14 protein-coding genes are annotated in these 13,206 nt (G+C 41.7%); 7 read left to right on the top strand and 7 right to left on the bottom strand.

Going from position 1 to position 13,206, the window contains the following annotated elements:
• Positions 1 to 520, bottom strand: a 520-nt coding sequence (locus F6K52_RS21525) for a cellulase N-terminal Ig-like domain-containing protein (protein WP_293082389.1), incomplete at its 3' end; no start/stop codon positions are given.
• A gap of 30 nt (positions 521 to 550) precedes the next feature.
• Positions 551 to 1,333: a 3-methyl-2-oxobutanoate hydroxymethyltransferase gene (gene panB, locus F6K52_RS21520; RefSeq protein WP_293082386.1), complete on the bottom strand. Its 783-nt coding sequence runs from the start codon at positions 1,331 to 1,333 to the stop codon at positions 551 to 553.
• 240 nt (positions 1,334 to 1,573) lie between these two features.
• On the opposite strand from panB, the gene F6K52_RS21515 reads away from it, so the two are divergent.
• The 3 genes from F6K52_RS21515 to hpsU all read left to right on the top strand — a co-directional run bounded on the left by F6K52_RS21515 (position 1,574) and on the right by hpsU (position 4,399).
• Positions 1,574 to 2,527 carry a glycosyltransferase family 2 protein gene (locus tag F6K52_RS21515; protein WP_293082372.1) on the top strand — a complete coding sequence of 318 codons (954 nt, stop codon included), beginning with the start codon at positions 1,574 to 1,576 and terminating at the stop codon, positions 2,525 to 2,527.
• A gap of 321 nt (positions 2,528 to 2,848) precedes the next feature.
• The gene (locus F6K52_RS21510; protein WP_293082369.1) at positions 2,849 to 3,802 is read left to right on the top strand and encodes a glycosyltransferase family 2 protein; all 954 of its coding nucleotides are present in this window, start codon (positions 2,849 to 2,851) and stop codon (positions 3,800 to 3,802) included.
• A 9-nt stretch (positions 3,803 to 3,811) separates the two neighbouring features.
• Positions 3,812 to 4,399 (top strand): hormogonium polysaccharide biosynthesis acetyltransferase HpsU, encoded by a 588-nt coding sequence (gene hpsU / locus F6K52_RS21505; protein ID WP_293082367.1) that lies wholly within the window; start codon positions 3,812 to 3,814, stop codon positions 4,397 to 4,399.
• Here hpsU and F6K52_RS21500 read toward each other — a convergent pair.
• Positions 4,396 to 4,674: a hypothetical protein gene (locus tag F6K52_RS21500; RefSeq protein ID WP_293082364.1), complete on the bottom strand. Its 279-nt coding sequence runs from the start codon at positions 4,672 to 4,674 to the stop codon at positions 4,396 to 4,398. The two genes, hpsU and F6K52_RS21500, sit on opposite strands and share 4 nt — an antisense overlap.
• A 168-nt stretch (positions 4,675 to 4,842) precedes the next feature.
• Between F6K52_RS21500 and F6K52_RS21495 the strand changes: the two genes are divergently transcribed.
• Positions 4,843 to 5,580 (top strand): hypothetical protein, encoded by a 738-nt coding sequence (locus F6K52_RS21495; protein ID WP_293082361.1) that lies wholly within the window; start codon positions 4,843 to 4,845, stop codon positions 5,578 to 5,580.
• A 1-nt stretch (position 5,581) separates the two neighbouring features.
• Entirely contained in the window at positions 5,582 to 5,881 is a 300-nt protein-coding gene (locus F6K52_RS21490) for a hypothetical protein (RefSeq protein WP_293082358.1), read from the top strand.
• Between the two features lie 120 nt (positions 5,882 to 6,001).
• On the opposite strand, the gene F6K52_RS21485 is transcribed toward F6K52_RS21490, so the two are convergent.
• Genes F6K52_RS21485 through F6K52_RS21475 form a run of 3 tightly spaced genes read right to left on the bottom strand, consistent with a single transcriptional unit; the run spans position 6,002 to position 8,005 of the window.
• Positions 6,002 to 6,943 carry a glutathione S-transferase family protein gene (locus tag F6K52_RS21485; RefSeq protein ID WP_293082355.1) on the bottom strand — a complete coding sequence of 314 codons (942 nt, stop codon included), beginning with the start codon at positions 6,941 to 6,943 and terminating at the stop codon, positions 6,002 to 6,004.
• 40 nt (positions 6,944 to 6,983) lie between these two features.
• Positions 6,984 to 7,211, bottom strand: coding sequence for a hypothetical protein (locus tag F6K52_RS21480; protein ID WP_293082352.1), 228 nt, complete (start codon positions 7,209 to 7,211; stop codon positions 6,984 to 6,986).
• 56 nt (positions 7,212 to 7,267) lie between these two features.
• On the bottom strand, positions 7,268 to 8,005 hold the full coding sequence (locus tag F6K52_RS21475) for a class I SAM-dependent methyltransferase (protein WP_293082349.1): 738 nt from the start codon (positions 8,003 to 8,005) through the stop codon (positions 7,268 to 7,270).
• A gap of 613 nt (positions 8,006 to 8,618) precedes the next feature.
• On the opposite strand from F6K52_RS21475, the gene F6K52_RS21470 reads away from it, so the two are divergent.
• Together F6K52_RS21470 and F6K52_RS21465 are read left to right on the top strand one after the other, a co-directional pair.
• Positions 8,619 to 9,080, top strand: a complete 462-nt coding sequence (locus F6K52_RS21470) for a hypothetical protein (protein ID WP_293082346.1) — start codon at positions 8,619 to 8,621, stop codon at positions 9,078 to 9,080.
• Between the two features lie 245 nt (positions 9,081 to 9,325).
• On the top strand, positions 9,326 to 11,842 hold the full coding sequence (locus F6K52_RS21465) for an NB-ARC domain-containing protein (RefSeq protein WP_293082344.1): 2,517 nt from the start codon (positions 9,326 to 9,328) through the stop codon (positions 11,840 to 11,842).
• Positions 11,843 to 12,130: 288 nt separating this feature from the next.
• Here F6K52_RS21465 and F6K52_RS21460 read toward each other — a convergent pair.
• Positions 12,131 to 13,206, bottom strand: a 1,076-nt coding sequence (locus F6K52_RS21460; RefSeq protein ID WP_293082343.1) for a mercuric reductase, incomplete at its 5' end; no start/stop codon positions are given.

Raw genomic sequence — 13,206 nt, 5'->3', positions numbered from 1 at the left:
CTTTATGAAACTCATCGTTGTGGGCAATAATCCCATCTTTGAGATGGCAGGGGGGATGTTTTACTCCAGATACTGAATCATTTACAGCAACACCACACTGTTGCAAATAGTAGGACCGGAGTAGCTTTGTAAAGGTATCCTTATAAATTTCTTTACCAATGCCAAACGGATAAGACTGACTATAGCCATATTTCAGGTAATAGCTACCTGATTTATCGAATTTAGTAAAATCAATAACTCTGATTTTATCCTTACTGGCTTTATCGTTTACAGAGTTTCCCAGGTTGGTGACAAAAACCGTTTTGTGAGTGATTAAATCAACAAGTTCAACCTGATTGTTTTCCGAATTTGGGGAATTGATTAAGAACGCCAACTTAGGTCCAGTTGGGTAATAACCTATTTGATTGATAACAATTTTTCCTCTAGCTGCTGGATTATAGGGTTGAGCATTAACCTTGGAAAAAATTCCATAAGCGATCGCACTGATCCAGCCGATAAAAAATCTTCTATCTATTTTCATTGTGAAGCTTTTACTTCAATGGTATCTTGATTATGGGTCTAATGGAAATTTTCCAGAACGAACCTCTGTACTAAACTCCTGCACGGCTTGGGTAATTACCTGACGCAAATTCCCATAAGACTTAGCAAAAGGTGGCTGGCGCTCGGAAAGTCCTAGTAAATCTGCTGTCACTAACACCTGCCCATCACAGTGGGGTCCGGCTCCAATGCCAATGGTGGGAATAGTTAATTTTTGTGTAATTGACCTTGCCAAATCGCTTGGAATATGTTCCAAAACGATAGCAAAGGCACCAGCTTGCTCCAATGCGATCGCATTCTGCAAAATCCGCTCCCCAGTTTCCGGTGTTTTTCCTTGTTGCCGTAAACCTAGCAGATTAATAGACTGGGGTGTCAAACCTACATGACCCATCACCGGAATTCCCACAGCCGTAAGCCTCCCCACGGTTTCAGCCATGGCAGGATATCCTCCCTCCAACTTCACTGCCACTGCCCCAGTTTCCTTCAACACTCTACCGGCAGAGTGGATTGCCTGCTGAGGACTTTCCTGATAACTCAAAAACGGCAAATCACAAACCACTAATGCCCGTTTAACACCCCGACACACCGCTTTGGCATGGTGAATCATTTCCTCAAGGGTCACTGGCAGCGTTGTGGAGTAACCCAGCGTAACCATTGCTAGAGAATCCCCGACCATGATTATGTCTACTCCCGCTTCATCCAACAGCTGAGCGATCGCATAATCCGCAGCGGTCAGCACCACAATCTGGCGCTCCTGTTGTTTCCATTGATTCAACTGCTTGATAGTAACTGCCATAACCAATAAAAGTTTCAGTCAATCCAATTAATAATTCTGAAAGATGCTGATGACAAAAGTGAACCGAACTATGGAAATCTTTGTAAAGAAGCGAGAAATACTGACTTCAGTGTAATTTTTCTGTGCCACTGATTGATGCCCCATTAAGGGTATATGGGTTAATACCAGTAATCAAGAAGGTTGAACAATCCTGGTTGAGTAGGGAATACTAAGAATGAAGCTTCCTCGATCAGGTTCCCTATGTCAGAGCCTCTAATTTCTGCCATCATCTGCACCCACAATCGTGAAGAATATTTGGGTGCAGCCATTGATAGCTTGCTACAGCAGGATTTTGCCGATTATGAAGTAATTGTGGTCGATAATGCCTCAAGCGATCGCACCCGTAACATAGTTGACCAACGCTTGGACAACTCTCGACTAAACTATGTTTATGAACCCGTACTTGGTTTATCCGTAGCTCGTAACACCGGGGCTGCCACTGCCTCTGCTGCTATTTTAGCTTATCTGGATGATGATGCCGTTGCCAGTCCCCGTTGGCTTAAGACAATTTACGAAGCTTATCAAAGTAACGAGAAACTAGCAATTGCTGGTGGTAAAGTAACCCTATTGTGGCCAGATGGCATTACCTCTCCCTCCTGGTTGTCACCAGACCTAGCCGGAAATTTGGGAGCTTATGACCTAGGGGAAACCCTAATTGAGATCCAAAATCCTGGTTTGACTCCCAGAGGTTTAAATTACTCGATCAGGCGGACTTTTCTGGATAAAATCGGTGGTTTTGATGTCAATTTAGGTCGTGTGGGGAAAAATTTGTTATCTAATGAAGAGTTACATATGACAGAATTAGCTCTCCAGGATGGTTGGCAGGTTGCTTATCTGCCTGATGCTCTAGTAGCTCACAATGTTGCCCCAGAACGAATCAATAAACGTTGGTTTTTGAATCGTGGTTGGTGGCAAGGTATTAGCGAGTGTTACCGTGAACAATTGGTTGGTCGTGCTGGTACTGCCCAATTTTTACGGGGAGGTGAACGAATGATTCGAGGAATCTACAAATCCTTGAAGCACTTCCGCAATCCAGCTTTGCGCTTTGATAATTTGGTTTATGCCTATGGTCAAATCGGTTATCTGAGTGCAGTAATTAAAGGAATGCTAAAAAGGAGCAACTCCTCTCTATCCCAAAACCACTCCAGTCATTAATCAGACTGGACAACAGGTTATCTTATATTATATAGCAATCCGTGTAGGAATTGAGATAATTTTGATGCGATATTCCCTACTCCCGTCTTGATGCAGTCGCTCATGGGGGAAACCCCCGCATGAAGGCGCTGCATCGCTGTTCCCTACTCCCTGTTCCCTATTCCCTGTTTCCTGTTCCCTTTGCCATAGCACAGATAATTTTGGTTGATTGTTGACTGTTAACTGTTGACTGATAAGCCTTAATTTTTCTTAAGGTTTGCTGTTAGTTATTCTAGGCTAATAGACTTTTCATAAAACGTCCACAATTCCAGGTGTTTAATTATGAAATCCCCTAACACTAAACTTCCGGTATCAGTTCTAATTCCAGCCAAAAATGAAGAGGCTAATTTACCAGCTTGTCTTGAGAGTGTTAATAGAGCAGATGAAGTTTTTGTTGTCGATTCCCAAAGCAGCGATCGCTCCATTGAAATTGTCGAAGAATACGGTGCCAACATAGTTCAATTCTATTTTGATGGGTTTTGGCCCAAAAAGAAAAACTGGAGCTTAGAAAATATTGAATTCCGTAATGAATGGGTATTAATTGTTGATTGTGACGAACGCATTACTCCAGAACTTTGGGATGAGATTGCTGTGGCAATCGAAAATCCTGATCATAATGGCTACTATATCAATCGTAGAGTATTCTTCCTAGGACAATGGATTCGCTTTGGTGGCAAATATCCAGACTGGAATCTACGGTTGTTTAAGCACGAAAAAGGTCGCTACGAAAACCTAAAAACGGAAGGAATTCCCAATACTGGAGACAACGAAGTCCATGAACATGTTGTCCTACACGGCAAGGCTGGCTATCTTGAAAATGATATGCTACACATTGACTTTAAGGATATTTACCATTGGCTAGAACGGCACAATCGCTACTCCAATTGGGAAGCTCGTGTCTATCTGAATCTACTAACCGGTAAAGATGACTCTGGCACCATCGGGGGAAATCTATTTGGAGACGCCGTGCAGCGTAAGCGGTTTCTGAAAAAAATCTGGGTTCGACTACCGTTTAAACCATTACTGCGCTTTATTTTGTTTTACTTTATCCAGCTGGGCTTTTTAGATGGAAAAGCTGGGTACATTTATGGACGCCTGTTGAGTCAGTATGAATATCAAATTGGTGTCAAACTCTATGAGTTACAAAAGTTTAGCGGTAAGCTAAATGTAGAAAAAACTGAACCAGTACAGACACCAGTAACGCCAAAGCCATCAGTTGTCTCTCCAAATCCCTGAGTCTAAATTATGACTAATGACTTAAGTAAACTACCAGCGTTAGATTTAGAACCCTTAGTGGATTTACGCCAGTACGACCAATCTTGGTTTGACCGAGGACGTCCGGGCTGGTTCATCTTACTCTGGTGGTTGGTGCAAGCGATCGCATTTCCCTTAAGTCCTCATAACTTCAATGGCTTCCGCCGATGGCTGCTACAACTATTTGGAGCCAAGATTGGTACTAATGTGATCATTCGACCCACTGCTCGTTTTACTTACCCCTGGAAAGTAGAAGTTGGTGACTATAGTTGGATTGGGGATGATGTAGTTTTCTACAGCTTGGATAGAATTCGCATTGGTAGTCATTGCGTTATTTCTCAAAAATGTTACCTCTGTACTGGTAGCCACGATATGAAAGACCCAGCCTTTGGTTTAATCACATCTGAGATTCGTGTTGGTAATGGAGCCTGGATTGCCGCCGATTGCTTCATTGCGCCCGGTGTTCAAATTGGAGCCAATGCCGTTATTGGTGCTCGCAGCACTGTGTTTAGTAATATCCCAGAGCAGCAAGTATGCTGGGGAATACCAGCACGTCCCCGCTATCGACGGGAAATCTAGGAGATAGGGAATAGGGAGTAGGGAGTAGGGTGTAGGGTGTAGGGTTTAGGGATTAGGGAGTAGCTTACAAGGGTAGGTTTTTTACGGCGAGTAGGTACTTTTATTAGGTATAAACTTCTATCCATATCTATCAAAATACACCATGATTTCCAGGATAATTCTCCCAATTTCCCGCTTTTCCCGACTCCCGACTCCCGATTCCCGACTCCCGACCCAAATGTAAAAAACCTACCCCTGTTAGATCTCCCCATCTCCCCATCTCCCCATCTCCCCATCTCCCCAATCTCCCCATCTCCCCACACTCTTAATCATCGGTATTCAACCGGAGTTGATCATACAAGGGTCAGCTGACCAGATCCGGAAAAATTGTCGATAAGTTTCCGGATTTTAATTTTGCCAAAAGAAAAAGATAGTGGACCACTTTAAGTCAGGATTCCATAGTCATGGTTCACAAATTCATTTTCCAAGGTTCAGCTTACCTGTTGTCAGCATCCGTGATGTGGCAAATGCTTCCCGCAACAGCCGGAATAGTACCTCGGAAGCATGACAATAGCAATGTTCGCACCTTCGAGATTGCTGGATTATTCGATGAGCTCCGCCAAATCCGTCGAGATGTTCAAGAGGTAACTAATACCATTCGTGAAGGCAGGCGTATAATCCAAGGCACACGCGGAGTGGTTGATGAGTTTGATCAACTTGGGGACGACCTCAACTCTGGACGAGTGGTAAAGTCTTCTAACAATAATCCTTGTCGCAAAAATGGGTCTCAGAAATCCGTTGCTATCAATGAGCAGGTGATTTGCACCAAAGACGGAGCCTATGAGTTAAGTCAGGAATTGCGTAAGGTACTGATGATGACACAAACTCGAAACCTATATATTGATGAGTTTTACGGCAATTTTTTGGACAAAGTCTTTAATCGCCCTGTTGAGTTTATGTTCGAGAATAAGGAGGAGATGACCTTAGAGAATCTTACGAAGGTGCTTGCTCTCTATGATCAGAAAAGGTGGGATTATAGCAAAATCACACAGATTCTTTTCTCTCCCTCTACTAGTAAAGCAACCTTGATGTTTGGAAAACGCACCGAACCGGAAATTGTATCTGTTCCTGATTCCATTGGTGAGTTTTCAGATTCCGTGTTTAAAATCAAATCTAAGTCTCCTTTCTTGAATCAAGAATAACTTGACAGGTAAGCTATCAGCGGTCAGTGGTCAGCGGTCAGTGGTCAGCGGTCAGTGGTCAGCGGTCAGCCATCAGCCGTCAGCCGTCAGCCGTCAGCCATCAGCCATCAGCCATCAGCTGTGGCACAGGCTTCGACGCTGGGACTTAACTCAGATTAAACCAATGCTTACCTGTTGTCTTGATGCAGTCGCTCATGGGGGAAACCACGCCAGTTGCTCATGGGGGGAACCCCCAAGACCGCACTGGCTCCCCAAGACCGCGCTGCATCGCTTATTCAAAAGCATCTCAAGTACACATTAGCTGATAGCTGTTCGCGTAGCGTGCGCGTAGCGCTTAAGCTGATAGCTAATAGCTGATAGCTAATAGCTGATAGCTGTTCGCGTAGCGTGCGCGTAGCGCTTAAGCTGATAGCTGATAGCCTTAATCACTAAAACTAATTTGTGGTCCTTTTGGTACAATCCCAGAGGGATTAATAAAGGGATGACTCTTATAATAATGATCCTTAATATGGTCAATATTACAAGTTTCTTCTACCCCTGGTTGATGATAAAGGTCTTTGAGATAATTCCACAAATTGGGATAATCCAGAATTCGTTGCCAATTACATTTGAAATGGAAATAGTAAACTGAGTCAAAGCGTAGCAGAGTGGTAAACATACACCAATCGGCTTCTGTAATGCGATCGCCACAGAGATAACGTTGTTTACCTAACACCCCTTCCCAATAGTCAAGGGCATTAAAGAGGTCAGTTACTCCTTCTTCATAAGCTTGCTGAGTAGTAGCGAATCCAGCTCGATAAACACCATTATTAATAGGTTGGTAAATGGCATCAATGGTTTTATCAATCTCTTCTCGTAAATTCTCCGGATAAAAGCTGATATCCGACTGAGCAATCCCGTCGAACTCTAGGTCAAACATCCGAATAATTTCACGGGATTCATTATTAACAATCGTGCCAGTTTCCTTATCCCAAAGTACTGGAACGGTCACCCGTCCGGTACAGTTAGGGTCACCTTTGATATAAACTTCCCGCAAATAGCGAGCACCATTGACTGTATCAGGGATACAACCAGGCCCATCGGAAAATTCCCATCCATCTTTATCCATAAATGGGTCAACAATGGACAGGGTAATCGCTTCCTCCAATCCCTTTAAGGCTCGCATAATCAGAGTGCGGTGCGCCCAGGGACAAGCATAAGAAACATAGAGATGGTAGCGTCCAGAGGCTGGTTTATAGTCTGTGGAGCCATCAGCACGAATCCAATTACGAAACTTGGTGGGATTACGCATGAATCGCCCTTGGGGGTCTTGCTGATAGGCTTCGTTAGTCCATTTTCCGTTAACGAGCATCCCTGTTGCCATAGTTTTCCTGTGATGGTATTTTTTTTCATACTATCTATAGCTAAGGGAGTAGGGAGTAGGGAGTAGGGACTGGATCGCTGAAAACCCTCTTTGCTTTTGGCTTTTTCGGCATTGCTGAATCTTTGGATAAATATGAGTGGGGTAGGTATCCTGCCTGCGGGAAATATATTGAAACTGGCAAGATGCCAGTTCCACCAAGATGCCCATTCCACAAAACTCTTAAAATCATTCCGAATTTATGCAACGCCAATAGGAGTAGGGCGGGCATGATACCTACCCTACTCCTTCAGTGATGACAAGAAGATTAGCGTCTTAATTTTTTATTTACAAATCAGCTCTTAGACCTCGAATGTAGAGAATAAGGCTGGTCTGGGGACCCATATAATGGTGAAGCCAATAAAGTGGGTACAAGTGTCCTTCACGAGACGAGCGGTGTAGATACTCTATCACTCCGGCCCAATGAGCAGGCTTTCCATAGTCATGCCAAAGAATAATAGCTTGCTCATTGGCAACTGATAAAGCAAGTTTGGTGTCATTCTCAACATAGGCAAAGGAGTGTGATCCATCAATGAAAATTAGGTCAAATTTGTTTTGGAAATCCTTAGCACTCAGGTTAGCTGTATCTTCCTTGATTTGCTTGATGCGGTTAGCTGTTGGACGACCTTCAAAAAAGAGCGGTGTCTTATCCACTGGGAAGTAACGTGCGTTCCATCCACCAGAGTCGAGGCGAGGGGTTCGACCATCTGGAAGGTTAATGGTGACTAATTCAGCATCATCACTTAATTGAAGAGCTAGGTTGTGGGATGTCCAACCATGAAAAGTACCAATTTCCAGGACTTGCTTAGGTTGGAGCCAGCGCGTAAGAGCTGCAAGGATTGCCAGTTCTGTGTATGAAATGCCCCCGTTTTCAATCATGGGACCTACTTCAAGGGATACAAACTGGCTGTCTAAACCAGGGAAAAGTTTGGACAGGTGTTCATATCCAATTTCATAGGGTCCGGCAAACTCCGAGTTACGGGGATCTATATCTAGAGGGTCTAAAAGTGTTAAGGGATATTTCATTGCGCTTCTGCTAGTTACATTCAGAAACCGAAAGCCCCGTCTTTAAAGCGGGGATCAAGGTTAGTAGCGACTAAAGTCGCCGTGAGAAAAATATTTTTGAGATTCCGGAATCTTCTTCTGGCCAGTGTAAAAGAAAGTAGTTAGTAAAATCAGGGCAAAGGCATCTAAATTCCAAAACCCTTATCCAGTAAAGATTTCATCAATTGATTAAAAACAGGACTTGATCGTTGAAATTCTTACCCCGCCTGCCTTTCAAAAATAAGATGCTTTTGCCCTGGTAACTGCATCAGTCAAATGTAACAGGGTAAACGCATCTTGTCAATAAACTTGGGGTAGTTCTCAATAACCCCCGATTTTACTGTGCTTATTGACAAGTAATTTTTTAGATATAGTGTTCATCGAATTCAATAAACTCTAAGCACCTACACAGAATTAATTACCTAGTCATAATCTCTGTAACCCTTACATTGTAAGAGTTGTAATTTTATAAATGTCTAATCAGTTTTGTGTGCATGCTTATGTAGTAATAAAAAAATTAGATGCGTTTACCCTGTCAAATTTAACCAGATTTGTCTGAATAATATTAATATCTTTTCTCTTGTAGAGCTATATTATGGAACTACTGACATCGACATTAACTGCTGCTGCTATTACTGCTCTCATTGTTCAAGGTGCTGCTAACAAGACAGGAGAATCCTTAGCCGAAGGTAGTTTGAATCGTTTCTCCCAACTGTTTCAACTTGTACGCAATAAATTTGAGGAAAGAGACAAGATATACTTGCTAGAGCAAGCTGAAGAAAATCGGGAGGTTATCGAGGCTGAGTTGATTGAGCAGATGCAGGAAGACCAAGGATATCAAGAACATCTGAAAAAGTTACTGGAGTCAATGGGAATTACCCGTCAGGTGGTAATAAATGCTCTTAAAGTGGAAGACTCCATTGAGGTAGAAGGCATAGACCAAGATATAAACCTGAAAGATTTTGGAAGTCGTTTGGTTGAGCAGATCGGAATAAGCAATACTACAGCTACAAATATCAAGATAGGAAAAGTTTACCAAAAAATTAACCTTAATTAATAGAGTTTTCGGGAAATAATAAAAACTTATTCTGGTGCATCTACATAAATTAAATTATGGAGAAAATATAATAAAATTTTCACAATTGCCAAACTTTACACACTTCCTATACTCCCCGCACTACCCTTCTTTTTTACAAATATGAGATGTACCCAAGTTAGTTGAGATTGCCGGTTGATATTGGAACTTTTGGGTTAAGCAGCCATGAGATAGAAATTCCATAATCCTGCTAAAGAATTCAAGCTGTGAAAATAATAAGTTTACTAAAGCTACTAAAGTTACCCAAACAGATTTGGGATGGGATTCCACAGATCATACAAAATCTGCTTTACCAAGGCTATATTCAAAAAAAGACAAAGTCCTTATGTGGTATCACACAGATTATTGTGAAAGATAGCCCAAATGTAATCTTTGAAGGACCTGTTAGCCAAGAAATAAACATCCGCTTTCCAGAATCAAAATCTCCTCCTTATAAAATTTCCAGAACAGCTATAGATAAAGATAAATTTGTCGGTCGTGATAAAGACTTAAGAAAACTACATCGTCAACTAAACGAGGTAGGGACTTTGGCTATCACTGCCGTTACAGGTATGGGAGGCGTTGGGAAAACAGAATTAGCTCTTCAATACACCCATAGACATGTCGATAAATTAGGTTTTATGGCAAGGTTTATAGCTTATTTTTTTGGGAGGCCTCATCAATCCATAGGTTCAAAAAGTTATCCAGGTGGTGTGCTCTGGCTAGACGCAAGAGGGGTAGATATCTTCAAGGAAATATTAGAGTTTGCGGCTACTTATCTCAATTTTATACCACAAGACAAGCAAGAACAATCAGCTCAAGTTCAAGCTTGCTGGAATAAATGGTCTGGCTTATTTAAAGGTGAAAAGCTTCTAATTATTGATGATGTCACCAAAGAATTATATCAGGAAATATTTTCCTATATCCCTAAAGGTTATAAAGATATAAAGGTCATAATTACAACCCGATTAAAATTAGATACAAGAATAATAAAATCCTTGCATCTAGACGTATTAGATAAAAATAGTGCAATTGAACTGTTGAAGAAGTTAATTGGAGAAGAACGTGTAGAAAGGGAACTAGAAAAAGCTCAACTGATTTGCGAGAGGATGGGTTATTTACCCTTGGGTTTAACACTGGTAGGACGATACCTAAACTACTTGCAGGCGGACTCTTTGGAAGATTTACTGGAGGAGCTAGAAGAAGAAGGCATAGATTCGGGATTTATGGAGCTTATTGAAGAGGACAGCAGCTTAAATATACCGTTTGGAGATCGGCAGCTATATGAAGGAGTCTATACCGTTTTCAATTTGAGTTGGAAGTATCTAACCAAAGGAGGGAAACAGTTAGGAGCTTTACTTAGTCTATTTGACATTCCTCCCAATGTTTGGTCAATGGTTGAAAAAGTAGCTCCACCAATAGCAGAAGTACGTGGAATAGCAAATAATAATTTGGGAGATATTAATCTCATTAATGGTCAAGAAAGGAACCCAATACATCCACTGATTCAGGAATTTTTTATTAAAAAGCTCAGGGAAGATGATAATTTTCTAGATATTCAAGATGTACTATTTGATAACTTAGTGTTCCAACAGTACGTTTATGATACAGGGTATTTAGAAAATAACCTAAAACAGATTGAAAAAATAAGAGATTTACTAAGCCCTGATAAAAGCAATCTTAAGGGTTATGTCATTCTTAGCAAAATGATCGGTCACGGTTACTATGCAGATCGTTCTACTAGCCTAACAGAAGCTGTTGATAACATGATGCTGGCACATAAGAAGGTAATTGATGTTTACGGCTCATCTACTGAATATGAGCAAAAAGTGTGGCATTGGTATAAACTATTTTTGTTGGATCATTCACACAATCTCGTCGCTACAACTCCAGAAGGTTTTATCAACCTTAAAAATGAAAGTTTAAATTCTCAAGATTTACAGTCCAAAATTGAGTCCCTGTTACCAGAACAATTAAAGCAGATTGACTCTCCTTTAACTCCGAATTTTTACACTTATGTTTTACGTGCTGCTCACTACTGGGGACATCGCGGTAACCAAGTTTCCTATCAATTACTAAAGCGTATTCCCAATGTACTTGGTGGTAAAAATCAAGACATAAAAAAATTATACGATCAAGGTACTAGATACTACTTGCTGGCAGCAATTTTTAGAGCAGTTAACTTTCGTCTATCTCATCCTAAAAAATATCAAGAACATCTTAGCGACTTAATACAAGAATCCCCTGGCACCCCTCAATGGTTATTAAGTTGGAATCCGGTTGGCTTTGAAGATAGTGTAGTTAAATTTGAGCAATTCACCAGCCTCTCTCAAGCAGTTGGAGACACAGCTCACCAATACAAAGGCATTACATGGATCAAACTGTGGACTTACCCTTACATGGCTTCTAGGGAAAAAGTTGATAGCTCTTACGTTGAAGAAACACGACGGGTAATGGAAATTACCTTCAAGCTCTGGGAAAAGGCTAAAGAGCTTTTGAATAAACAGATCAATGAAAAAATCATTAGGTACTATGCTTGGACTGCTCCTCTAGAAACAATGGTAGAACTTATAGAAGCTCACAGTTATAATGAGTCACTTATCGATTTGGAAGAGGTAACAAGAAGAGTAGAGGAAGACATGGACAAGCTAGAGGAAAAATATAAACTCACTTATCCTTGGGCAAGGCTAGAGGCGCTAAGTCAAACTGAGAAATTCCACAACATCCTGGCTAATCTGGGATAACAAAGACACAGCTGTTCCCCGAAAGGATGGGGGCGGTTTCAGCCACAGGTGGTATCATGTGAGGGCGATCGCAAACGAGCGTAGTTTCTCAAAAGCTGATTCCCTCAGAGCCGAGAAGGTCTGTCGATTCATCCTTTAACTGCTTAGGTTTTCTTCCTAACGAATTCTTAGCTTTGCTACTGTAGCGGTTTTGGTGAATCACTACAGTAGCCCCAGGGTAAACACATTTATCAAGAGTAGCGATCGCTTGTTCTTAGAGGGCGATCGCTTTTTGTTAATTCGTTTTCCCTAAGAAAGCTTTGTTAGGAATTCTAAAAATGTTTTAGTTCTTGGTGTTAAGAGAGTGCGGCGATAGGCATCTGCGGCTTTTTTAATTCCTTCTGCTTGAGTTGGATAGGGATGAATTACGCTGGAAAGCTTACTCAAACCAATCTTATGGACAATTGCTGTAGTCACCTCAGAAATCATTTCCCCGGCATGAGTTGCCACAATAGTTGCTCCCAGGATTTGATCTGACCCCTTCTTGTGGTGAATTTTAACAAATCCCTCTTCTTCCCCATCTGCGATCGCTCGGTCTACAGTACTAAAGGGAATTTTAATCGTATTAACATTAAACCCTTTCGCTTGAGCTTCATGTTCATACATTCCCACATGGGCAATTTCTGGATCAGTATAGGTTGCCCAAGGCATCACCAAGTTACTCAGTTTATATTTACCGAAGCCAAAGGGAGAAAATAGAGTATTCTTAATCACAATCCGTGCGGCTGAATCCGCTGCATGGGTAAACTTCCAGTCCATGCAAATATCACCAGCAGCATAAATTTTGGGATTGGTAGTCTCAAGGTAATCATTCACCTTCACTCCTTTACGCTGGTCATACTCTACCCCGACCAGTTCCAAATTTAACCCTTCCACATTGGGGGCACGTCCAGCACCGATCAAAATTTCATCTACTGTGACCGACTCTTCCAAACCAGTGCAGCTATTGAAGTGTAAGGTTTTACCTGCTTCTGTCTTCTCTACCCGGTTCAATTGGGCACCCAGGACTAAACGGATACCTTCTTTTAAAAAGACTTTTTGAACAATATCGGCGGCGTCAGCATCTTCTTTATTTAAAATGTGAGAACCGCGATGGAACAGCACTACTTCACAACCTAAACGGCGGAAAGACTGAGCTAATTCACACCCAATTGGACCGCCACCAATAACAGCTAGTCGATTGGGACGTTCTGTCAGAGAAAATACTGTTTCATTGGTGAGATACCCCGCCTCTTGCATGCCCTCAACTCGGGGTCTTACTGCTCTTGCTCCTGTAGCAATTACTGCTTTCTTAAACTTGAGGGTAGTATCGTTTACTTCAATAG

Origin of the sequence: Moorena sp. SIO3H5 (assembly GCF_010692395.1) — a bacterium.
Taxonomy (GTDB): domain Bacteria; phylum Cyanobacteriota; class Cyanobacteriia; order Cyanobacteriales; family Coleofasciculaceae; genus Moorena.
Note: the sequence above shows the minus strand (reverse complement) of the source record. Positions and strands in the feature narration are given on the sequence as shown.